The organism is Nocardia sp. NPDC005998 (assembly GCF_040614395.1).
Classification (GTDB): Bacteria; Actinomycetota; Actinomycetes; order Mycobacteriales; family Mycobacteriaceae; genus Nocardia.
Map to the genome: position 1 here is coordinate 46673 of NZ_JBEXUI010000043.1, position 22042 is coordinate 68714.

Below are 22042 nucleotides of genomic sequence, written 5' to 3' on the forward strand. Positions count from 1 at the left end.
TAGCGCACGCAATGCGACGACGCCGCATACCCCGCATCCGGTGTTTCCTACGGTTCGGGAGCGCCCGGATCAGATAGCGGCCGAACGAACTTCGGTGAGCAGTGCGGCACGCGCGTCGCTGATGTGCGAGCCCAGGTCACCGCCGGTGTTCAGCCAGATTTCGTAGCCAGCGAAGAAACTGGCCATGCCGACCTTGGCCCACAGCAGCGGCCGCACATCGGTGCCGACCTCGACGCCCATCCGGCGCGCGAGGTGTTCGGCGAGTAGGGATTCCACCGCGTTTCGCTTGGCGAGTTCGCGCGCCTGCAGGGCCGGGGTGGCCGCGATCAGCGCGTCGCGCGCCCGCATGTCGACGAGGCGGTCGCCGAAGCGTTCGACCAGCGGACCGATGACCGCGGCCATGGTTTCCTCTGGGGATTCCTCGGCGGGGCGGGCGGCCAGCAGCCGCGCCAGTTCCGCGCGATGCTCGTCGTCCTCGGCGAAGAGCAGTTCGTCCTTGCTCGGGTAGTAGCGGTGCAGGGTGCGCGTCCCGACGTCGGCCTCGGCGGCAATATCCGCAACGGTCACGGCGTCGTAGCCATGTTCGACGAATAACCGCAGCGCGGCATCGGCGATCGCCCGCCTGGTCCGCTCCTTCTTCCGATCCCGCAGTGACATGCAAACATTGTTGCATGTCACGCCATATGGCAGACTGTGCCATATGACAACAAGCGACAGAACTGTCTTGATCACCGGTGGCACCAGCGGACTCGGCCGCGAATGCGCAAGGGCGCTCGCCGCCGATCCGCAGTGGACAGTCGTCGTCACCGGACGCGACGCCGACCGGGCGCGAGCCGAAGCCGCCACCATCGGCGCGCGCGGAATGGCGCTCGACCTCGGCGCACTCACCTCGGTGGCGCATTTCGCCGACGAATTGGGCCGCGGCGGGCTGCCGCCGTTGCGCGCGCTGGTATGCAATGCCGGACTCCAGTTCACCCAGCGCAGCTACACCGAGGACGGCGTCGAGGCAACCTTCGGCGTCAACCATCTCGGACACCTCGCACTGGTCCAAGCGCTGCTGGACGACCTGATCGCCCCCGCCCGCATCGTTTTCGTCAGCTCGGGCACGCATGATCCGGATCAGTTCACCGGCATGCCGCATCCGCTGGAAACCAACGTTCACCGACTCGCCTATCCGCCCGAACCGACCGAATCCGCGCAGCGCGACGGCCGCCGCCGCTACACCACGTCGAAATTGGCCAATGTGCAGACCACCTACGAATTGGCCCGGCAGCTCGCGGCGCGCGGTATCACGGTGAATGCGTTCGATCCGGGACTGATGCCGGGCACCGGACTCGCCAGGGATGCCGGGGCGGCCGCACAACTGTTGTGGCGCACGGTCGCCCGGGGTCTGGTGCTACTGCCCGGCGTGAATACTCCGCGCCGCTCGGGCGCCGATCTGGCCCGACTCGTCACCGATCCGGCACTCGCCGAGGTGACCGGTCAGTATTTCGTCGGCCACACCGCGAAGCCGTCATCGAAGGCTTCCTATGACCGCGCCGCGCAACATGCGCTGTACACCGACAGTCTGGAACTGCTCGGCGAGCTCACGCGCTGACGCATCACCGGATGCGAATACCGACGATGCCGAACACCGGTCGGTGTTCGGCATCGTTGCGGCAGAGCACATTTCGCTACCCCGGCTACTCCTCGACCGGCTTCGTCTTCGGACCGCGACCCGCCTGTTTCAACGCGAGACGCAATGCGTATTCAATTTGGGCGTTGATGCTGCGCAGGTCGTCGGCAGCCCACTGGGCGATGGCCTCGTGTATCGACGGGTCGAGGCGTAGCAGGATCTTCTTGCGCTCGGCCATGCGCGACTCAGGCGTAGAGCGAGCCGGTATTGACGACGGGCTGGGTGGCTCGGTCACCGCAGAGGACGACCAGCAGGTTCGAGACCATGGCAGCCTTGCGTTCCTCGTCGAGTTCGACAACGCCCTGTTCGGCGAGCCGGTCCAGTGCCAGACCGACCATGCCGACCGCACCCTCGACAATCCGGGTGCGCGCGGCGACCACCTGCGCCGCCTGCTGCCGCACGAGCATGGCCTGGGCGATTTCCGGCGCGTAGGCGAGGTGGGTGATCCTGGCCTCGATGACCTCGATGCCCGCCAAATCGGTGCGCTCGCGCAGTTCGATGGTCAATTCCTCGGCCACTTCGGTGCCGTCACGCAGGCTGGTGGTGCCCTTGTCGTGCGCGTCGTACGGGTGGGTGGTCGCCAGATGCCGCACCGCCGCCTCGGACTGGGTCTCCACGTATTCCGTGTAGTCGTCGACCGAGAACGCGGCCTTGAAGCTGTCGACCACCCGGTAGACCACGACGGCGGCGATCTCCACCGGGTTGCCGTCGGCATCGTTGACCTTGAGCTTCTGGGTTTCGAAGTTGCGTACCTTCAGCGAGATGCTGCGGCGGTCCGTCAGCGGCACCACGGAGAAGAAGCCGGGTTCGCTGAGCGAGCCGATATAACGGCCGAAGAACTGAACGACCTTGGCCTCATTGGGATTCACCACGGTGAGACCGGTCGCCGACAGCAGGAGCACCACCACCACAACGGTTGCGACGATCGCGCCGACCAGAGCGGGCACATTGTCGTGGTTCGCCGCCGCGGCATAGCCAGCGATGGCTCCGCCACCGATCAGCAGCGTGAGCACAAACCAGGACACCAGCACGGCAAAGCCGTTGGTGTGGAATGCCGACCGAAGCTTCATGACATCCTCCGAGTATCAAAGTGATATCACGAAGATAGCACCGAAGCGGGTGCCGCGCACTCCCGCTTTCGTGCGTTCGCGGCAATGACGAAGCCCCGCACGGATTCGACCCGTGCAGGGCTTCGGTTGGTGCAGCCACCGGAACGACCCACGCGTCAATTCGCGGGCTTGATATTGCGGTTGAAGCGGAACATGTTGCGCGGATCGTACTTCGCCTTCAGCGTGGTCAGTCGCGCATAGGTATCCGGCGCATAGCCACCCCGGGTCTGTGCTTCGTCGGCGGCGGCACCCGCGCCGTAGAGGAAGTTCAGACTGTGGCCGACGGTCCATGGCGCGAGTGCCGCACGCACCACCGCATGATCCTCGGGGGCCGCGTCGCCCGCATCCGGTCCGGGCATGGTGATGATGCGGACGATGTACTCGGCGTCACGATTGTCTACCGCGATGCCCGCGGGGCCGCCGCGGCGCAGCGCTCCGCCGAGATGCCGGATGTCGGCAACCGCCTCGATCGGCGATTCGGGTCCGGTGGCGGCGAGCAAGGCCGACAACGTTTCTCCGGTCAACTCACCCAGCAGCGCATTGGTGGCGGCGTAGGCATGCGGATGATCCGGATCGCTGTGGATGGTGTGCGATTCGGTGTACGGCATGACCCGCAGGTCGTCCTTCAGCCGATCCCCGACCGCACGCAGCGGGGCCACCAGCCGCTCCCCGTCCTCGGCGGATCCGTTGTAGGCGATTCGGATCGAGGCGACGTAGCGCCCGCGCAGCGGTTCCGGAATCTGCGGGATGGGCGGGAAGGTCATGACGGTGACCGTCGAGGTCAGCTCCTCGGGAAGCGTTGCGGTCCAGTCCTTCCACACTTCCAGGGCGTGCTCGACCAGCGGAGTGTCGAAGACCAGCTGGCCGCCGTAAACGCTGGCGACGGGGACGAGCTCCAGTTCCAGCGCGGTCACCACGCCGAAGTTGCCGCCGCTGCCGAGCACCGCACCGAAGAGTTCGTCACCGGGTGTCACGGCGCGCACCCGGCCATCGGCGGTGACGATTTCAATGACGCGCACATGTTCGGCCGCATAGCCGAATTGCCTTGCCAGCAGGCCCAATCCGCCACCCAGGCTGTAGCCGACCACGCCGACCGATGGCGAGGACCCGTTCAGCGGTGCGAGCCCATACTGCGCGGCGGCCTCGACCAACGCGCCCGCACGCACTCCCGCGCCAACGCGGGCGGTCCGGGTCTGCGGGTCGATCCGGATATCGGTCATTCTGCGGGTGCTGATCAGCACACCACCGTCGGCCGCAACCGAGAGCCCGTGCCCAGTCGCCTGAACCGCCACCGGAAGTCCATTGCGCGCCGCGTATTCCACCGCGCTGCGCACATCCTCGGCGTGCACCGCGCCGACGACCAGCGCGGGACGATGGGTGTACGCGGCCTGGAAGCCAGCGATCTCCGCGTCATATCCGGTGTCGCCGGGGCGAAAGACGGGGCCGGTGAAGGTGTCGATGATCTGCTCTGCCGTGTTTGCCATGCCTTAGACGATGCCCGCACTCGAGTCAGAAGTACAAAAGATAGCTCTGCTCGCAGCTATAATCGACAGTTATGGAATTGCGCCAGCTCCGCTACTTCGTGACCGTGGTCGAGGAGGCCAACTTCACCCGCGCCGCCGCCCGGCTGCACTTGGCCCAGCCCGGGCTGAGCGCACAGATCCGTCAGCTGGAACGTGAACTGGGACAACAACTTCTCGATCGCGGCAGCCGCGCAGTGACGCCGACCGAAGTGGGCGCGGCGGTGCTGTCACATGCCAGGGCCGCCCTTGCGGCAACCGAACGGATCACCGCGACGGTCGACGAATTCACCGGACTGCTGCGTGGACACGTCCGCGTCGGCAGTATCTCCGGCACCGCGACCGAGGATTTCGATATCGCCGCGGTGCTGGCGGATTTTCACGACGACCACCCGCAGGTCGGCATCAGCCTGACCGAGGACACCTCCGAACGCATGCTGGCGGCGGTGCGCAACGGTGAACTCGATATCGCGCTGATCGGGTTGACCGGGGCGGAGATCGGCGCCGATGTCGGTATCGATGTGGTGCTCGATACACCGGTGGTCGCGGCGGACGGGTCGAGCAACACGGCGGATGACAAGGGCCACGCCGCGATCGCACTCGCCGAACTCCGCGAGCACCCGCTGATCTGTCTGCCGCGCGGCACCGGAATCCGGGGTGTATTCGATCGCGCCTGTGCCGCAGCGGGATTCGAGCCCGATATCGCATTCGAGGCCGCCGCTCCCCCGCTGCTGTTGCGGCTGGCCGCCCGTGGCCTCGGCATCGCGGTGGTACCCGCGCTGACGGCAGCGGAGGCCGCGGCATTCGGTGTGCGGGTGCGACCGATCATCGAGCCGGAGCTACATGGTCGGCTCGCACTGGCCTGGCGCCGGGATCGCCCCGGCAGCCCGGCCGCGAAAGTTCTACTGGGGCAGCTCCGTATCGGGTTGGGTAGCCGCTGAATCAGAGCAGCCGCGACAGGAACGCTTTGGTGCGTTCATGTTTCGGCTCGGCAAGGACCTCACGCGGATTGCCCGCCTCCACAACGACACCGCCGTCCATGAACACCAACTGGTCGGCGACCTCACGGGCAAAGCCCATTTCGTGCGTGACGACCACCATCGTCATACCGTCGGCGGCGAGTTCGCGCATGACCCCGAGCACCTCACCGACCAGCTCCGGATCCAGCGCCGAGGTCGGCTCGTCGAAGAGCATCAGCTTGGGATCCATGGCCAGCGCACGGGCGATGGCGACGCGCTGCTGCTGACCGCCCGACAGCTGGGCCGGATAGGCATTCGCCTTGTCCGCCATGCCGACTCGGTCCAGCAGTTCGTGTGCGCGGGCCACCGCATCCGCCTTGCGAATGCCCTTCACCTGTGTGGGCGCCTCGACGATGTTCTCCAACGCCGTCCGGTGCGGGAACAGATTGAAGTGCTGGAACACCATGCCGATATCGCGGCGCTGTTTGGCGGCGTCGCGCGGATGCAGTTCGTAGAGCTTGCCACCCTTTTCGCGATAGCCGATGAGGTCACCGTCGACGTAGAGCCGCCCCGCGTTGACCTGCTCGAGGTGGTTGATGCAGCGCAGGAAGGTCGATTTACCCGATCCCGACGGTCCGATCAGGCACAGCACCTCGCCGCGCCCCACCTCGAGCGAAATGCCCTTGAGCACCTGCAGCGCGCCGAAGTTCTTGCATACCCGATCCGCGACGATCATCGGAGTCGCATCGTTCTTATCCGGACTCGCGCTCATTTCGCCTTCACAATCGTCTGCGCATCGGCCAATTCCTGCAGCTGCTTGGCGGTCAGCTGCCGCGAGGCGCCCCGCGAGTAGTAACGCTCCAGGTAGTACTGCCCGATCATCAGCACACTGGTGACCGCGAGATACCAAGTGGCGGTGACCAGGAGCAGCGGAATCGGCTGGAAGTTCACACCGTAGATATCGCGGGCACGGCCGTACAGGTCGGTGCTCAATGGAATCGCGGTCACCAGCGAGGTGGTCTTGAGCATGCCGATGAGCTCATTGCCGGTCGGCGGGATGATCACCCGCATCGCCTGCGGCAAGACGGTCCTGCGCATGGTCTGCGACCACGACATGCCCAGCGCCGTCGAGGCTTCGCGCTGCCCCTCACCGACGGAATTGATTCCGGCACGGACGATTTCGGCCATATAGGCGGCCTCGTTCAGACCGAGGCCGATCACCGCGAAGGTGAATGCGGCCTGCAATCCCTGCACGTCGACCCGCACGAACTCGGGCCCGAACGGCACACCCAGCTGGATCGATTTATACAGCGACGGGAACAGACCCCAGAACACCAACTGCACGAAAACCGGTGTGCCACGGAAGATCCAGAGATATACCCAGGCCACCGAGCGCAGCACCGGATTCGGCGACAGGCGCATTACCGCGAGCAGTGTCCCCAGTACGACGGCGATCGCCATCGCCAGCACCGTCAGCTCCAGGGTGACGACCGCGCCGGAGGCGATCCGGCTGTCGAACAAGTACTTTCGATAGGTCCCCCACCCATACGCGGGGTTGGTGGCCGCGCCGTAGATGAAGAGCCCGAGCAGGGCGAGGATGATCGCCGCGGTGATCCATCGGCCCGGCCTGCGCAGTGGAACGGCCTTGATCGGCTCCGGTTCTGCCGAGTCGATCGGCCCGCCGGGCCCGGTGTTGTCGCCGGGCGCCGACGTGGTCTCAGGTGTGGACATCGATCAGCTCGCAGCGCCGTTGATGACCGACTTGGTGATCGCGCCTTCCTGTACACCCCAGTTCTTGGTGATCTCCAGGTACTTGCCGTTGTCGATCAGGTGCTGGACGGCGGCCTGCAGCGCCTTGCCGAGCGCCGAACCCTTGGGGATGGCCCAGCCGTAGGGCGCGGAGTCGAAGACCTTGCCGGCCGCCTCGATCTTGCCGTCGCTCTTCTTGATGGCGTACGCGGTCACCGGCGAATCCGCCGACATCGCGTCGACCTGGCCGAGCACCAGGGCATTGGTTGCCGCGCTCTGCTCGTCGAACGACTTCTTGTCGATGGCGGGCTTACCCGCCGCCTCGCACTTCTTGCTGCGGGCCGGGATCTCATCGGTGTCCTGAACCGTGGTGGCCTGCACGGCGACGCGCTTACCGCAGGCGTTATCCGGGTCGACCGGCTTACCCGACTGCTGCGCCCACTGGCTGCCTGCGTTGAAGTAGGTGGTGAAGTCGACGCTCTGTTCGCGTTCCTTGGAGTCGGTAATGGAGGACATGCCGACGTCGTAGGTGCCCGCCTGGATCGCCGGAATGATCTTCTCGAAGGACGATTCCTGGTAGTCGGCCTTGAGGCCGAGGGTGGCGGCGACGGCGTCCATCAGATCGACATCGAAGCCGACGATTTTGCCGCTCGGGTCCTTGTACTCATTGGGCTGATAGGGGGTATTGACTCCGACGACGAGCTTGCCCTCCTGCTTGATCTTGTCCGGGAGCAGCGCGGCGGCGGTATCGACCTTCTCGATACCGGAAACCTTCGCGACCGCGGGCGAGTTGTCCTCGGAGTTACTACAGCCCGTCAGCACCAGGGCACCACCTGCGAGCACACACATTGCTTGCAGGGCGCGCCTGCCAAGAACCGATCGAACAGACACAGCAGCCCTCCACATTTCGGATACGAGAAACCCGGGTGTCACCACCCGTTTGGCAATCTAAGCGATCGAGCCGTTTCGTGCTGGACAGTAGTGAAAGTGCGACACGAAGTCGTTGCGAGCTCACTGCCGCCCAGGTGCCGTTTCGCCGCCGGAATACCGTACCCTCTCGTTCGCTAGCCAATTGCTCGGCGGGGTGGTGACAGCCGTGTCTTCCGACACAGCGCGCGCGCCGACCCCGCCGAGCATTCCAGACAGGCCCTCCGCATGAACCGCCGCCTGCGGCAGCGCCGCGATCGGCCCGGGAAGGCGAACCTCCGGCGAACACGTCCTCCGTATCGGGTCGGCGCCGCCCGCGTCAAAAGAAGACCGTCGGCTATGTTGCCGTCGTCCCACCCTTCTTGGTTGCCGCGGCGATGGCGCTGTACGTCGTGGTCGGCCCGCTTGTTTCCGGTGACGCTGCACTGGTCGGATGCGGTGGGAGATAGGCACTTCGGTCTTGTTCGGTGAGGAGTTGGTTTGGTTTCCGTTGGTGTGCATCCCGATGTGGCCGAGGCGAGGCATCTTCTCGGCGGTCTGGGTTTGGAGATTTCGGCTGCGGTTCCCGAGACGGACAATGCTGAGTACGGGGCGTTCGTCTCCCGTGTGGGTCGCGGATTGGTCAGGTTCCGGGTGGGCAAGCTGACGCCGACGAAGGTGGGGCTGTTCGTGACAGTGTGGAAACGCGCGGCGGATGGGGCGGGCGAGCCGTACGCCGCCGAGGACGACATCGATCTGCTGGTGATCACCGCCCGAGAGGGACAGCGCTTCGGCCAATTCGTATTCCCCAAGGCCGCGTTGATCGAGCACGGCATCGTTTCCGTGGCAGGCCGGGGTGGGAAGCGCGGGTTCCGCGTGTATCCGCCGTGGTCCGCGACCCAGAACAGTCAAGCGATGCGGTCCCAGAAGTGGCAGTGCGACTACTTTCTCGATCTCGACGACGCCCGAAAAGTTGATCTACAGAAGGCGCGCGGGCTCTACGACATAGTGCACCCGGCGTCGGCACCACAGCGGCTGCTATAGGCGCTGACCGAGCGTGACCGCGCAGTGCTGACCGCGCTGTATCGCCGCGACCAGGCGCACGAGAAGAACCGGCGGCCTTGGCCTTTAGGCGAGTGGCTCCGTGGCATCCGGCCCCGGAGCCTCCGCAAAAACCCGTTGCCGGACCACGGCGACCACTGCTACTTTTCCGGAGGCCGTGCAAGAGAACGAGGAGGTGGTACCCGTGAACGCAGTATCGACATGGGTGCTCCCCTCCGGGGTCACGGTCGGGCGATAGGTCGTCCGGGAGCGCCGTTCAAGAGCACTCCCGAAAGGCACGACTGTGCAATTCATTACCGAACAGCGCCTCGACGACGGCGTCCTCGAACGCGAATTCACCCTCGGCGAGATCCCCGGCATCCTGTGGACGGCCGGATCCGCATCCAAACCGGTGCCGCTGATCCTGGTCAGCCCCCCTCCCCTCGGGCTGCGCAAGGCGTACCCGCGACTGCTGGCCAGGGCCCGGCAGGCTGTGGCGGAGGGCTACGCCGTGGCCACCATCGAGCTCCCCTGGAGCGGTGACCGGCCCCGTTCGGCCGCCGCCGATCAGGCCCTCACTGACCTGCACCGGGCGCTGGCGGCTGGCGGGCCGGTCGACAACGAGATCGTCGACCGGCTCATCCTCCCGCTGGTCGACAAGGCGGCCCCGGAATGGCAGGCCACCCTGGACGCCCTCCTCGCGCTGCCCGAGATCGGCGGCCCGGTCGGCTACTCGGGCGGGGTGATCTCCATCGGCACCCGGCTGGCGGTGGTCGAGCCGCGCATCGCGGCCGCCGTTCTGTTCGCCGGTAGTTTCGTGCCTCGCGCCATACTCGAGGAGGCCCGGCAGGTCACCATTCCGCTGCATGTCCTGCTGCAGTGGGACGACGAAGGAAACGACCGGCAGATGGCCCTGGACCTGTTCGACGCCTTCGGCTCCAAGGAGAAGACGTTGCACGCCAATATGGGCGGGCACACCGGCGTCCCGCAGTACGCAGGAGAGGACGGGAACCGGTTCTTCGCCCGGCACCTGAAGTGAGGCCGGGCCGTCAGGCTGGCAGCAGACGATAGGAGCTGTCCAGGATGCCGCTCATCGAGGACAGGTCCGCGCCCTCCTCGATGGCGGTGGCCAGCAGCTGCACAACCGCCCCGACCGCGGCGGTACCGGCCATCGGCGGTACCGGCCGGTCGGGGCGGCGCTCGGCCACCACCGCCATCGGCGCCTGGACCGGCTTTGGTGCCGGGCGCGGCCGTCAGGAATTGCCTGCGCGTGCGGCGGTCGCGGCCAGGGTGGTGTAGTCCATCGTGAAGGATCCGCCCAGCGAGTCGATGGCGTTGCCGACCGCGCCCAGTATCTCGGCCAGCTGATCAGGACGGAGTCGGGTAAGACCACCTGTGGTGGGGAGCAACTCGAGCCATTGGTCGCGCGTATAGGACTGCTGCCAGTCGAATCGCCACTGTTCGGGATCTCCGAATTGTTCGGTCTCGCGGATCTGGTCGGCGATTTTCGCGTATCCCGCTTGGTAGAGCTCGAGGGGACGTCGAGCCGGTTGGCCGCTGAGCGGGGAGTCCGGCGCCACCCGCCGGTAGGCGGCGGCGAACGGTTCTGCCACCTCGGCGGGTGGCTCGTACACGTGACCGAAGATCGCCAGCCGCCCCCCTGGACGCAGTACGCTGGCTGCCTTCGCGGTGCCGGCCACCGGGTCCACCCAATGCCACGACTGAGCGGCGATGACCGTATCGAACGTCTGGTCACCCGGCTGCCACGCCTCGAAGGTTGCCACCTCGACCCGCAGGCCGCGGGCTCGCGCGAAGTCGGCCATCCGCACATCGGGTTCGACGCCGAGCACCGTGCACCCTGCGGCCTGGAACTGGCGGGCCGCAATGCCGGTACCGCAGCCCACGTCGAGCACGTCCGCCCCGGGAGTCTCGGCGAGGATCCGCGTCACCAATGCGTCGGGGTAACCGGGCCGGGCCTGGTCGTAGCGCTGTGTGTCCACGCCGAACGACACGGCCATCCGCTGGAACTGCCCCGGCTGCGCTGGGGAGGGTCCTGGTTGCTCTCGCGGCATAATGGTCATGCGCCCACTTTAGTGGGCACATGCCCACTACGCAATAATGCCGATGGATCGACGCACGAAAGGATCTGTGAGTGCCAACTGGGGTGCACCTTCGCGACGCGCGGCAGCAACTGTTCGACGCTGCCGACCGTGTGCTGCTGCGCGACGGACCGAACGGGCTGACCAGCCGGGCCGTCACCGACGAGGCGGGCTGCGCCAAAGGCGTTCTGCACCGGCACTTCACCGACTTCGACACCTTCCTCACCGACCTGGTGCTCGACCGGGCCGCGCAGCTCGACGCGCAGGCGAGTGCGCTGCGCGCCTCCGCCGGCGCCGACACGGTGGCCGCCAATCTGACCAGCGCGCTGACCATTCTGTTCGGGCCGGTTCCGGTGGCGATCATCCCGCTCATCACCTTCCGTGACGAGCTGCGCGCACGACTGCGGCGGGCCAGGCCCGGCGGCGGCATGGCGATCCTCGCCGAGGCGACGACCGCGATCTCCACTTACCTGACCGACGAGCGTGAACTGGGCCGCATCGCAGCCGACGCAGACATCGACTCACTCACCCTCTCCCTGGTCGGTGGCGGGCACCTGTTGTTCACAGACCGCGACGCCGGCCCACCGACTACATCAGCAGTCGAAAAGTTCGTGGCAGCGGTCATCTCCGACGCCGTGCAACGACGACCGGCCTGAGCCCTACCAGCGTCGAGAACAGCTCACGCTCGCGATGCCGCGCGAGCGGATCTTCGCCGACAAGGGCTTCGGCACCACCGGTAAGAACCGCACCGTTACGTGCCGTTGACCGCATGGCAGATCTCCGTCGGCGCGACACCTCAGCTCCTCGCGCGAGATGCCTCACTGCGGTTGGCGCGCCGCCACCTTGCGCAACCTACGACACCGATCTCAGCGGCGATGCACGCGCGCTCGGACCTGTTCGGTGAATTCGCTCGTCGAGGCGAGACCGCCTAGGTCGGCGGTGGCGATTCCGGCGGCGAAGGTGGCCGCGATGGCGCGCTCGATGCGTTCGCCTGCGCTCACCAGGGCGTGGTTGTTGTGGCGAATTCCCAACCAGTGCAACAACATTGCGGCCGAGAGCTGTAGCGCCGCGGGATTTGCGCGGTTGTGTCCGGCCAGGGCGGGTGCAGCGCCGTGTACCGCCTGGGCCATCGCCTTGGTCGCCGAGCAGTTCAGCGATGCGGCCATGCCGAGCGATCCGCTCAGCTCCCCCGCGAGATCGGAGAGGATATCGCCGAAGAGGTTCTCGGTGACCAGCACGTCGTAGTCGTGGGCGGCGCGGACCAGATGGGCTGCCGCCGCGTCGACGTGCTCGTCATCGACCTCGACGCCCGGATAGGCCCGTGCGACGTCATAGCAGACGTCGCGGAACAGACCCATGGTCATGGGCAGCACATTGGCCTTGTGCACGATCGTCACCCGCTGGCGTCGCCCGGCCGCGAGCCGGAAGGCCTCGTGCGCGATCCGCTCGCAGGCCTGCCGCGTGATCACACCGACCGCCATCGCGATATCGGAGGTCGGCTGGAACTCACCGGATCCGGCGAACATATTCCGGTCGGCGTAGAAGCCCTCACTGTTCTCGCGGACGATCACCAGGTCGATATCAGGGGCGCTCGCCTTGATTCCGCCGAAGGCACGGGCCGGGCGGATATTGGCGTAGAGACCGAAGCGTTTGCGGATGGCCCCGCCGGGAGCGACACGGTGTTCGGCCGGGTAGGAGGCGTTGTCGTGCGGACCGAGGATCCAGGCGTCGAGTTCGTCGAGGGCCGCTAGAGTTTGCTCGGGCAGCGGAGCACCGAATTCCTCGATGGCACGGTGTCCCATCGGCAGGCAAACCCATTCGACGGCGCCCGCGCCCGCCGCGGCGAGCGCTTCATCGACCACGACCCGAGTGGCCTCGACCACCTCGGGGCCGATGCCATCGCCCTCGATAAGGCCGAGTCGCACGGACGACGTGTCACGTTCCCTCGCAGCAGTCACCGGGTCATCTTCCCGCGACCTGGTTCATAGGCCGTCATCTGGGGCCGAGGCCATGCGCGTTTCGCCGCGCACGGCGCGGCAAGGACGGCTAACCTCTCGTGAACATGGTGCAGTCGGTCGAATTGTTGTTGGACGACGCGGCCGATGCGGAGATCCGGCGGCAGTGGCAATTGCTCGCGGATGCGGGCATCCCGAGTTTGGCCGGGAAGCAAACCGAGACCAACCGGCCGCATATCACCGTCGCGGTAGCCAGGCAGATCTGGCCGCGCATCGATCACGCGCTCGAGCAGCTGACCTTCCGGCCGATTCCGGTGCGTCTGGGCGGGCTGCTGGTCTTCGGTGCGCGCCATCCGATCCTGGTCCGGCTGGTAGTGCCCTCGGAGCAGCTGCTCGCTCTACAACGGCGCATTTTCAACGCGGTATCGCCGTGTCCCGGGGTTCCGGCGAATCTGCAGCCCGACGAGTGGACGCCCCATGTCACACTGGCCAGGCGGGTGCCGACGCACCATCTCGGGGAAGCGATCCACGCGGTCGCCAGGGACCGCGATTTCCCGGCGACCGTGGTGGGTATCCGGCGTTGGGATGGCGATCAGCGGCGCGAGTGGCCGGTCGCCCGGGGAAGATAAGCGCAGCGCCGGGCGTTACAGCTGGCGACATACGACACGAGAGGACGTCATGGCCACCCAGACGCTGAACCAGCAGAATTTCGATGAGGTAGTCACCGGAAACGACGTGGTACTCGTCGATTTCTGGGCCGACTGGTGCGGTCCGTGCAAGAGCTTCGCACCCACATTCGAGGCCTCCTCGGCCAAGCATCCCGATGTCGTACACGGCAAGGTCGACACCGAGGCCGAGCAGGGCCTGGCCGCCGCCGCCAATATCCGCTCCATCCCGACCATCATGGCGTTCCGTGAGGGCGTGCTGGTCTTCGCGCAGCCGGGCGCATTGCCGCCCGCCGCGTTGGAGGATCTGGTCACCCAGGTGAAGGCGCTGGATATGGACGAGGTGCGCAAGCAGCTCGCCGAGCAGCAGGCCGAGAAGTAGCTCCCGGCTCGGACAACTGAACCGACGGGCCGTTCACATTCTTTTCGAAATGTGAACGGCCCGTTGTGTTTCGGTCTCAGTATTCGGTTCAGACGCCCAGCTGGTTCACGCCCGCGATCATGGCGCGGACGGTGGATTCGGCGCTGTCGTCGGCCAGCGCCGCGCCCCAGCCCCGCCTGCCGTTGCATTCGCATTGCACGAAGGTGGCGGTGCCCGCCTCGGTGCGGCGCTGGTGGAATTGCAGGATTTCAACCGGATAGCCCTCGTCGTAGAGGGCCGAGGTCATCGCCGCGACCGGACTGCCGGTGGCGATCACCGTGCGCAGGTGGTCGGCGAACTCGAGGGTCGCGGTGAACTCCGCGCTCCGCTTGCCCGCGGGCGACCAGTCACCGACCCGGATCGGGCCGGTGAGCTCGCAATAGCGGTCGTGGAACTGTGCAGGTGTCAGATCGGCGCATTCGGCGCGCAGCGTCTTGGGCGCGGCGGCGATGAATGTCTTGGTGTCGAGAGTCAGCATGGTCATTGCGCGTAGGTCTTCCCGAGGATTGTCTTCTCAATTGACAGAGGGGACCAGCAGTAAGTAATCAGTAGCCCGCAGCGAGGGGGCCGGTCCGAATCAGACCCCGCTACGGCGGGTTACTACGAGAAGTCGCCGGGCTGCCACCATCGCGGTAAGCGGAATTAGCACAACGCTGTCGCGGTCTGCGACATTCAGCGCTGCGCTGTGGCGGTCGGCGGGATTCGGCACGCGGACCAGAATATGTCCATCTTGACGCAATAGCAACCACATTTGGCACCCCGTATTGCCTACTCGCCAGTATCGTTTTCGCAGCTCAGGGGTGTCATCTACAGCGAGGATGGCGGGCGGCAGCGGCGAAGGTACCTTCGGTCACATGGGTGCCCTTGTCGCCATGACCATCCCCGGGTTGTCAATTCTGCTGATCGGCCTCGCGTTCGTCGAGGTGCTGTGGAATCGGCTCACCGGAAGCCGGATCCTGCCGTGGTTCCGCCACCGCAAGCACACGCCGGTCGCTACGACCGGCTTCGAACAAGTGACGGCGGTCTTCCAGGGCTCCAAGCATTACGAGTTCGAACAGCGGCAGACGGCATTGATGCACAAAGAGGACAAATCCGATGGCGCGCCGGCGCGCGACGAGATCGATCTCGGTGCGGGCTCGGCGAAGCTGGTGCGGCGCGAGCGGTGACCATTCGATCGTGAAACGCGATGCGGCACACCGAATATCCGGTGTGCCGCACAACCGCACTCAGTGCGCGGCGGAGTCCCAGCTGCGGCCGGTACCGACGGACACATCCAATGGGACCGACAGGGTGATCGCCGAGGACATCTGTTCGCGGGCCAATGCCTCCAGGGTGTCCTTCTCCCCCTCGGCGACCTCGAAGACCAACTCGTCGTGGATCTGCAGCAGCATCCGCGAGCGCAGGCCCGCCGCCCGAATCGCCTTGTGCACGTTGATCATCGCTACCTTGATGATGTCGGCTGCGGTGCCCTGGATGGGTGCGTTGAGGGCCATGCGTTCGGCGGCCTCGCGGCGCTGGCGGTTACTGGAGTCCAGATCGGGCAGGTAGCGGCGGCGGCCGAAGAGGGTTTCGGTGTAGCCGACCTTGCGGGCCTGTTCGACGACCTCGTAGAGGTAGTCGCGGATGCCGCCGAAGCGATCGAAGTAGACGTCCATCTGCTCCTTGGCCTCCTGCGTGCTGATCTTCAGCTGGGTGGACAGGCCGTAGGAGCTCAGACCGTAGGCGAGACCGTAGGACATCGCCTTGATGCGGCGGCGCATCTCCGGATTGACCTCGGACAGCGGAATATCGAACGCCTTGGACGCGACGAAGGTGTGCAGATCCTCACCGGAGTTGAAGGCCTCGATCAGACCCTCGTCGCCGGAGAGGTGGGCCATGATGCGCATTTCGATCTGGCTGTAGTCCGCGGTCATCAGCGACTGGTAGCCGGAGCCGACGACAAAGGTGTCGCGGATCTGGCGGCCGGTGTCGGTGCGGATCGGGATGTTCTGCAGATTCGGTTCGGTCGAGGACAGTCGTCCCGTCGCGGCGATGGTCTGGTTGAAGGTGGTGTGGATGCGACCGTCGTCGGCAACGGATTTGAGCAGACCATCGACGGTGACCTTGAGCCGGGTGGCATCACGGTGTTCGAGCAGATGCCGCAGGAATGGATGCTCGGTCTTCTCGAACAGCGATTCCAGTGCATCGGCGTCGGTGGTGTAGCCGGTCTTGGTGCGCTTTGTCTTCGGCATATCGAGTTCGTCGAACAGCACCACCTGCAGCTGCTTGGGCGAGCCGAGGTTGATCTGCTTGCCGATCACCCCATAGGCGGCATTGGCCGCATCGCTGACCTTGTCGGCGAATTGCCGCTGCAGGGTCTCGAGCTGGTCGATATCGACCGCGATGCCCGCATTCTCCAGTTCGGCGAGCACACCGAGCAGAGGCAGCTCCATATCGTCGAGCAGCGCGCTGGATTCGATCTGGCGCAGTTCGCCGTCGAGCGCATCGGCGAGGTCGAGCACCGCCCTGGCACGCAGCATTTCGGTCCGCGCGGCCTCGACGTCGACGGCGTCCGCATCGTCGAGCAGCGACAGCTGCGGGGTTTCGTCGGTCTCGGCGCGCAGTTCGCGGTGCAGATAGCGCAGTGACAGATCGTCGAGGTTGAAGCTGCGCTGGCCCGGGCGCACCAGGTAGGCGGCCAGGGCGGTGTCGCTGGTGAGACCGGCCAGGGTCCAGCCGCGCCCGCGCAGCGCGTGCATCGCGGCTTTGGCCTCGTGCAGCGCCTTCGGCACGGCGACATCGGCGAGCCAGGCGCCAAGGGCGGCTTCGTCTTCCGGGGTCAGCACGGCGACGTCGATATAGCCGCTTTCACCGTCCGCGCCCGCAATGGCGAGCGCACGCACGTCACCGTTGCCCGGCGTACTGGTGCCGACGACCGAAATACCATGGCGGACACCGGCTTTCGCATGCTCTGCAAGCCAGGCGGCGACCGCGCCGACTTCGAGTGCGCCACCGCTGATCTCGAAGCCGGATTCGGCCTCGGGCTCCGGCGGGGCGAGGGTTTCGAAGAGCCGGTCGCGCAGTACCCGGAACTCCAGATCGTCGAAGAGCTGGTGGATCTTATTGCGATCCCACGGCTGCTGGGCCAGTTGTTCGGGGGTGTAGGGCAGCGGGACGTCGCGGACCATCTCGGTGAGCTGGCGGTTGAGCACCACACTGCTGAGATTGGCGCGCAGCGCGTCGCCGACCTTGCCCTTCACCTCGTCCACCTTGTCGACAAGGGTGGCGAGGTCGCCATATTCGCGAATCCACTTGGCGGCCGTCTTCTCCCCGACCCCGGGAATGCCGGGCAGGTTATCGCTCGGGTCGCCGCGCAGCGCCGCGTAGTCCGGGTACTGGGCCGGGGTGAGCTGATATTTGGCCATCACCTCATCGGGGGTGAAGCGAGTGAGATCGGAGACGCCCTTGCGTGGATACAGCAGGGTGACGTCATCGCTGACGAGTTGGATGGCGTCGCGGTCACCGGAGACGATGAGGACGCGAAACCCCTCGGACACCGCCTGGGTGGCGATGGTGGCGATCAGATCGTCGGCCTCGAAGCCGTCGATCGCCATCACCGGGATACCCATGGCGCCGAGCACATCCTTGGTGAGTTCGACCTGACCGCGGAACTCATCGGGCGTGGCACTGCGCCCCGCCTTGTACTCCGGATATGCCTCGGTACGGAAAGTCTTACGACTGACATCGAAGGCCGCCGCGATATGCGTCGGCTTCTCGTCCCGCAACAGGTTGATCAGCATTGCGGTGAATCCGTACACCGCATTCGTGGTCTGCCCGGTGACCGTCTTGAAGTTCTCCGCGGGCAGTGCGAAGAATGCGCGATAGGCAATCGAATGCCCATCCAACAGCAGCAACGTCGGCCGCTCACCACCTGCATCGCTGGCTGCTCCGGGCACGGCGCTGGAACGCTGATCAGTAGTCGCTGGGGTCACGCCTGAGAGTCTATTGACGCTCACCGACAAAGACACTGCGGGGCACGGCGGCACTTCAACGGCTCAGGGAAGAATCTCGAAGGCATCGATATGCCGAGGCCGGACGACGGAAAAATGCCGCCGATCCAGGGTCGCCACCTGGGTAATGCCGAGTCGTTCGGCCGTGGCGACAACCGACGCATCGGCAGTACCGAGCGGCAGATCCCGATATTTCGCGGTCAATTCGGCAATACGCAGCCAGTCCGAGGGATGGACCGGCTCGACGGAGAACAGACCTTCGGCGAAGTCACCGAGAAACCGCACCTCTGCCTCGGCGCCGAGCCGGGTGGCAATCAGGTACGCGGCTTCGGTGATGACCAGAGTGGGCACGACCAGTGGACCTCGGTGGTGCTGCAGCAGATTCAAACAAGCTTTGTGGTGAGCGTCGTCGGCATCGACGTAGGCATACAGCGGTCCAGCGTCGACGAGCAAGCGTGCTATCGGTCCCACTCCCCGCGCAGGATCTCTTCAATCCGCTCCGAGATATCCGATCGTCCGCTGCGTCCAGCGGCAGCCGCGCCGAATCGCCGAGGCTCATTGCCTTCGGGCAGATACGCCTCGATGGCTTCCCTGGTCCAATCGGAAATCGTCATCTCCCTCCGTGCAGCCTCCTGCCGGACCCTGTCATCCAGGTCATCCGGCAGTTTAACCGTCGTGCGCTTCATGGTATGCCAGCATACCCAGTCGCGTAAGCGATTGCGCAGATCGCTTATTCCACGTGGGCCGCAGAGCTGTACCAGGTGTTGCATTCCCAGGTGTCGCCCTTGTCCGCGCCCCATTTCCACCAGCCCCACACGTTTTCCTCGGTGCCCTGCATGCGCGGATTGCCGGTCTCGCCGGTGCTGCGGACGGTATGGGAGGCCTCGTTCCAGGTTTGTTCGTCGATATCGGCGCGACCGAAGTTGGTGCCGAGGAACATTCCGGAGAAGCAGCGGGCTTGCAGTTCCATGCGACGGCTCTGTTCCTGGCCCGCAGAGCTGTCCTTGCCGAGGGTCGAACGTTTTTCGGTGTAGGCCTGCATGACGCCGATCAAGTTCTGCACATGGTGTCCGTATTCGGTGGTGAGTACGGCCAATTGGGCACCGCGGCGCGAGCCGTTGGCCAGCGGGCGCATCGCGTCGTACGGCAGGACCAAAGTTTCGTCGAGGGCGCAGTAGAAGGTCGTCGGGCCGTTGCGCAGCCGCTGCACACATTGACTGGTGACGTCACGGGATTGTGTGGGGGCGAGTAGCCGCGGCGGATGGAACGGCAGTCCGGCGCCGCGCAGTGTCGGTTCCCAGGATGCGTCGAGGCAGGCGATCGCGGCCCGATAGAACGCCCGCGCCGCCTCCGGATCGTCGCGCCAGGTGGGCAATTTGCAATCGACCCGGCCGAGGCCCGCATGCTGGGCGAAGAGCGGATGGTCGGCAAGCGCCTGCACCGGGCGACTCGACGCCACCGGCATCCCGGCCGGGGCCGCTCCGGCCAGCGGTGCCGCAGCGACCGGCGGCGCGCCGTCGCCCACCGGATTCGCCGACCCGGGCAGCGCACCGGCGAATCCCGGCGTCGTCGAATTGTCGGAAATTACACGCGCCGTACGCATTTCACCGGCGTCGGCGGCCCGTCCGTGCACCATGAGCACTGTCACGGCCGCCAGCGCGCCGACCACACCCAATACCACCCAGGCGAGCACCAGCCGCTTGCCGCGCAACAGACCGAGCCGAGAGCTGAACGTGCTGTTCATGATTCCCCTGTGGAGCTCGATCACCGCACCTTCATTGGAACCCCGCCCCACCGCGCACGCAACTCGGGAACGGGGTCAGCGGGTCACAGTGTGGCCACAAGTTCACGCAGCACCGGCAGGCTGACCGACCCGGCGCCGAGCACCACATCGTGGAATGCCTTGATATCGAAGGCAGCACCGAGCCGCGCGGCGGCCGCGCGGCGCTGACCGCGAATCTCGAGCTGGCCGACCTTGTACGCGACGGCCTGCGCCGGCATGGCGATATACCGGTCGACCTCGACCTCGATCTCGGCCAGCCCGACCGGCGCGTTGGCGACCATGAAGTCGATGGCCTGCTGACGGCTCCAGCCCTTGGCATGGATGCCGGTGTCGACAACGAGTCGGCACGAGCGCCATGAGTCGGCCGCGAGCATTCCGACGCGATCCAAATCGTCTGCGTACAAGCCCATTTCGTCGGCCAGACGTTCGGTGTAGAGCGCCCAGCCTTCGACGAAGGCGGTATTGGCGAAGGACTGCCGTTGGAAGCGCGGCAGGTGGTCGAGCTCATTGGCGATGGTGAGCTGCAGGTGATGTCCCGGAATCGCCTCGTGGTAGGCCACCCCCGCCGTCTCGTAGCGGCTGCGGCCGCTGGGTTCGTGCTGGTTGACGAAGTAGGTACCGGGCCGGGAGCCGTCCGCGGCGGGCGGAAAATAGTACGCCGCGGGCGCATCCGCGGCCAGGAAGTCCGGCACCGGGACGATATCGCAGGTTTCCTTGGGCAGGCGGCCGAACCAGTTGCCCATCTCCGCGACCGCGGCACCGAGCGCGCGTCGCGCATCGGCCATGATCTCCTCGCCACTGACGTAACGCAGCTCCGGATCCCGGCGCAGCCGGGTGAAGATCTCGGTGGTATCGGTGGTGCCGAACAACCGGGTGCCCACCGCGGCGTATTCCTCGCGCAGCATCGCCAATTCGGATAAGCCGAGTTCGTGGATCTCCTCCGCGCCCAGGTCGGGCAGGGTGGTGTGGCGGCGCAACTGCCGCCGGTAGATATCCTCGCCGTCGGCACCGAGCCAGCACAGACCGCATTTGTCATCGGGACGGGCGGCCGGACGCAGTTCGTCGGCCAGTACGTCCCGATAACGTTGGAAGGCAGGGCGAATCACATCGCGGGCGACCTCGGTGAGTTCGGCGCGCCAAGCCGCCTCCCAAGGCCAATCCGCCGGTCCGGCGAAGGTGGTGAACGGGTCGGTGGCGAGATCGGAGGCGAGATAGCCGTCGAGCTGATTGAGTGAGCGCTCGATGGTGATGCGCGCGGGTGCGCGGCCCGCGGCCAGACCGTTGCGGAACTGCTGGACCGCCTGGTCGAATATCGTGCCGAATCGGCGATATCGCTGCACCAGGGCAAGCGCGTTTTCCGGCTGCGGCGCGTTGGTCTGGGGGGCCATCATGAGCATTCCGGCGTGCACGCCGTCCATCTGGTCCGAGGCCAGTTCGGTCGGCCGCCACGCCAAATTATCGATGGCCGTATCCAATTCGGTGCGCAGCAGGCTGTGGGTGACCCGGTCGTCACCGGTCAGCCTTTCGCCATCGAGGCCGACGACCTGATCGCGCAGCTCGCGCAGGGTCGCCAGCAGCCGCTGCTGGGCCTCGGGCGACAAGTCCTCGATGCGGTCATCGAAGCGGTGGTCGCCGAGCAGGGTAGCCGTGCTCGGCGCGGCGGCCAGCACGCTGTCCCAGTAGCGGTCGGCCAGATTCGTGAGTTCGTCGTGCCCGTCCATGATCGCCATCATGCCTCGAGGCGCCCATGGACGGGCCCGACTTGTCGCCGACTCTTATCCCACGCCCAGGTAGGCCGACTTCACCGCGGGATCGGTGAGCAGATCCCCGCCGATACCACTCTTGGTGACCTCACCGGTCTCCAGAATGTAGGCGCGATCGCTACGGGTCAGCGCCTGCTGGGCGTTCTGCTCCACCAGCAGTACGGTGGTGCCCTGCTGGTTGATCTCGCTGATGATTCGGAAGATCTGCTGAATCACCATGGGCGCCAAGCCCATCGACGGCTCATCGAGCAGCAGCAGGCGCGGGCGGGCCATGAGCGAGCGGCCGATGGCCAGCATCTGCTGCTCACCGCCGGAGAGCGTGCCGCCGACCTGCTTGCGCCGCTCCGACAGCCGCGGGAACAGTTCGAAGACCCATTCCAGCGTTTGACCGTATTCCGCCTTCTGCTT

At 66.0% G+C, this 22042-nt stretch carries 25 protein-coding genes and 1 pseudogene; 8 read left to right on the forward strand and 18 right to left on the reverse strand.

The window, feature by feature from the left end; genetic code table 11:
- Window positions 1-69: 69 nt before the first annotated feature.
- A complete protein-coding gene (locus tag ABZ293_RS35850; RefSeq protein WP_355188098.1) occupies window positions 70-657 on the reverse strand; it encodes a TetR family transcriptional regulator in 588 nt (195 codons plus the stop codon).
- A 43-nt stretch (window positions 658-700) separates the two neighbouring features.
- Between ABZ293_RS35850 and ABZ293_RS35855 the strand changes: the two genes are divergently transcribed.
- Window positions 701-1597: an SDR family NAD(P)-dependent oxidoreductase gene (locus ABZ293_RS35855; RefSeq protein ID WP_355188100.1), complete on the forward strand. Its 897-nt coding sequence runs from the start codon at window positions 701-703 to the stop codon at window positions 1595-1597.
- A gap of 85 nt (window positions 1598-1682) precedes the next feature.
- Here ABZ293_RS35855 and ABZ293_RS35860 read toward each other — a convergent pair whose 3' ends face one another.
- From ABZ293_RS35860 to ABZ293_RS35870, 3 genes are all read right to left on the reverse strand, one after another.
- Window positions 1683-1853, reverse strand: a complete 171-nt coding sequence (locus ABZ293_RS35860; protein WP_354957685.1) for a toxin-antitoxin system HicB family antitoxin — start codon at window positions 1851-1853, stop codon at window positions 1683-1685.
- A gap of 7 nt (window positions 1854-1860) precedes the next feature.
- Window positions 1861-2745 (reverse strand): SPFH domain-containing protein, encoded by an 885-nt coding sequence (locus ABZ293_RS35865; RefSeq protein ID WP_355188102.1) that lies wholly within the window; start codon window positions 2743-2745, stop codon window positions 1861-1863.
- Window positions 2746-2900: 155 nt separating this feature from the next.
- Window positions 2901-4268, reverse strand: coding sequence for an FAD-binding oxidoreductase (locus ABZ293_RS35870; protein WP_355188104.1), 1368 nt, complete (start codon window positions 4266-4268; stop codon window positions 2901-2903).
- A 71-nt stretch (window positions 4269-4339) separates the two neighbouring features.
- Between ABZ293_RS35870 and ABZ293_RS35875 the strand changes: the two genes are divergently transcribed.
- Window positions 4340-5245 carry a LysR family transcriptional regulator gene (locus ABZ293_RS35875; RefSeq protein ID WP_355188106.1) on the forward strand — a complete coding sequence of 302 codons (906 nt, stop codon included), beginning with the start codon at window positions 4340-4342 and terminating at the stop codon, window positions 5243-5245.
- Between the two features lies 1 nt (window position 5246).
- On the opposite strand, the gene ABZ293_RS35880 is transcribed toward ABZ293_RS35875, so the two are convergent.
- The 3 genes from ABZ293_RS35880 to ABZ293_RS35890 are packed head-to-tail and all read right to left on the reverse strand — an operon-like array spanning window position 5247 to window position 7861.
- The gene (locus ABZ293_RS35880; RefSeq protein WP_354957711.1) at window positions 5247-5999 is read right to left on the reverse strand and encodes an amino acid ABC transporter ATP-binding protein; all 753 of its coding nucleotides are present in this window, start codon (window positions 5997-5999) and stop codon (window positions 5247-5249) included.
- A 32-nt stretch (window positions 6000-6031) separates the two neighbouring features.
- The gene (locus ABZ293_RS35885; protein WP_354957681.1) at window positions 6032-6994 is read right to left on the reverse strand and encodes an amino acid ABC transporter permease; all 963 of its coding nucleotides are present in this window, start codon (window positions 6992-6994) and stop codon (window positions 6032-6034) included.
- Between the two features lie 3 nt (window positions 6995-6997).
- Window positions 6998-7861, reverse strand: coding sequence for an ABC transporter substrate-binding protein (locus ABZ293_RS35890; protein ID WP_354957680.1), 864 nt, complete (start codon window positions 7859-7861; stop codon window positions 6998-7000).
- A 558-nt stretch (window positions 7862-8419) separates the two neighbouring features.
- Between ABZ293_RS35890 and ABZ293_RS35895 the strand changes: the two genes are divergently transcribed.
- A complete protein-coding gene (locus tag ABZ293_RS35895) occupies window positions 8420-8962 on the forward strand; it encodes a MepB family protein (protein WP_355188108.1) in 543 nt (180 codons plus the stop codon).
- Window positions 8963-9263: 301 nt separating this feature from the next.
- Complete coding sequence (locus ABZ293_RS35900) at window positions 9264-9998, forward strand: alpha/beta hydrolase (protein WP_355188109.1); 735 nt, start codon at window positions 9264-9266, stop codon at window positions 9996-9998.
- A gap of 10 nt (window positions 9999-10008) precedes the next feature.
- Here ABZ293_RS35900 and ABZ293_RS35905 read toward each other — a convergent pair whose 3' ends face one another.
- Both ABZ293_RS35905 and ABZ293_RS35910 read right to left on the reverse strand, forming a co-directional pair.
- Window positions 10009-10176 (reverse strand): hypothetical protein, encoded by a 168-nt coding sequence (locus tag ABZ293_RS35905; protein WP_355188111.1) that lies wholly within the window; start codon window positions 10174-10176, stop codon window positions 10009-10011.
- A 36-nt stretch (window positions 10177-10212) separates the two neighbouring features.
- The gene (locus ABZ293_RS35910; protein ID WP_355188113.1) at window positions 10213-11040 is read right to left on the reverse strand and encodes a class I SAM-dependent methyltransferase; all 828 of its coding nucleotides are present in this window, start codon (window positions 11038-11040) and stop codon (window positions 10213-10215) included.
- Between the two features lie 71 nt (window positions 11041-11111).
- Between ABZ293_RS35910 and ABZ293_RS35915 the strand changes: the two genes are divergently transcribed.
- The gene (locus ABZ293_RS35915) at window positions 11112-11714 is read left to right on the forward strand and encodes a TetR/AcrR family transcriptional regulator (protein WP_355188115.1); all 603 of its coding nucleotides are present in this window, start codon (window positions 11112-11114) and stop codon (window positions 11712-11714) included.
- Window positions 11715-11924: 210 nt separating this feature from the next.
- Here ABZ293_RS35915 and ABZ293_RS35920 read toward each other — a convergent pair whose 3' ends face one another.
- Window positions 11925-13016, reverse strand: coding sequence for an isocitrate/isopropylmalate family dehydrogenase (locus ABZ293_RS35920; protein WP_355188117.1), 1092 nt, complete (start codon window positions 13014-13016; stop codon window positions 11925-11927).
- Window positions 13017-13120: 104 nt separating this feature from the next.
- Here ABZ293_RS35920 and ABZ293_RS35925 point away from each other — a divergent pair, with 104 nt between their 5' ends.
- On the forward strand, window positions 13121-13642 hold the full coding sequence (locus ABZ293_RS35925) for a 2'-5' RNA ligase family protein (RefSeq protein ID WP_354957709.1): 522 nt from the start codon (window positions 13121-13123) through the stop codon (window positions 13640-13642).
- Window positions 13643-13691: 49 nt separating this feature from the next.
- Window positions 13692-14060 (forward strand): thioredoxin, encoded by a 369-nt coding sequence (gene trxA, locus ABZ293_RS35930; RefSeq protein WP_355188119.1) that lies wholly within the window; start codon window positions 13692-13694, stop codon window positions 14058-14060.
- An 88-nt stretch (window positions 14061-14148) separates the two neighbouring features.
- On the opposite strand, the gene ABZ293_RS35935 is transcribed toward trxA, so the two are convergent.
- Window positions 14149-14583: a 2-keto-3-deoxygluconate kinase gene (locus tag ABZ293_RS35935; RefSeq protein WP_355188121.1), complete on the reverse strand. Its 435-nt coding sequence runs from the start codon at window positions 14581-14583 to the stop codon at window positions 14149-14151.
- A 370-nt stretch (window positions 14584-14953) separates the two neighbouring features.
- Between ABZ293_RS35935 and ABZ293_RS35940 the strand changes: the two genes are divergently transcribed.
- Window positions 14954-15265: a DUF6191 domain-containing protein gene (locus ABZ293_RS35940; RefSeq protein WP_355188123.1), complete on the forward strand. Its 312-nt coding sequence runs from the start codon at window positions 14954-14956 to the stop codon at window positions 15263-15265.
- Window positions 15266-15325: 60 nt separating this feature from the next.
- Here ABZ293_RS35940 and polA read toward each other — a convergent pair whose 3' ends face one another.
- The 7 genes and pseudogenes from polA to ABZ293_RS35975 all read right to left on the reverse strand — a co-directional run.
- A complete protein-coding gene (gene polA, locus ABZ293_RS35945; protein ID WP_355188125.1) occupies window positions 15326-18070 on the reverse strand; it encodes a DNA polymerase I in 2745 nt (914 codons plus the stop codon).
- Window positions 18071-18133: 63 nt separating this feature from the next.
- Window positions 18134-18559: a PIN domain-containing protein gene (locus ABZ293_RS35950; protein WP_355188127.1), complete on the reverse strand. Its 426-nt coding sequence runs from the start codon at window positions 18557-18559 to the stop codon at window positions 18134-18136.
- A complete protein-coding gene (locus ABZ293_RS35955; RefSeq protein ID WP_355188139.1) occupies window positions 18547-18702 on the reverse strand; it encodes a hypothetical protein in 156 nt (51 codons plus the stop codon). Before ABZ293_RS35955 ends, ABZ293_RS35950 begins: the two co-directional genes overlap by 13 nt.
- A 6-nt stretch (window positions 18703-18708) precedes the next feature.
- Window positions 18709-18888 (reverse strand): annotated as a pseudogene (locus tag ABZ293_RS35960) (hypothetical protein); the annotation flags it as partial.
- On the reverse strand, window positions 18819-19832 hold the full coding sequence (locus tag ABZ293_RS35965) for a neutral zinc metallopeptidase (protein WP_355188129.1): 1014 nt from the start codon (window positions 19830-19832) through the stop codon (window positions 18819-18821). The gene ABZ293_RS35965 and the pseudogene ABZ293_RS35960, both read right to left, overlap by 70 nt.
- An 83-nt stretch (window positions 19833-19915) precedes the next feature.
- Entirely contained in the window at window positions 19916-21592 is a 1677-nt protein-coding gene (locus tag ABZ293_RS35970) for a DUF885 domain-containing protein (RefSeq protein WP_355188131.1), read from the reverse strand.
- Window positions 21593-21646: 54 nt separating this feature from the next.
- Window positions 21647-22042: ATP-binding cassette domain-containing protein (locus ABZ293_RS35975; RefSeq protein ID WP_355188133.1), on the reverse strand; the 396-nt coding region annotated here is incomplete at its 5' end.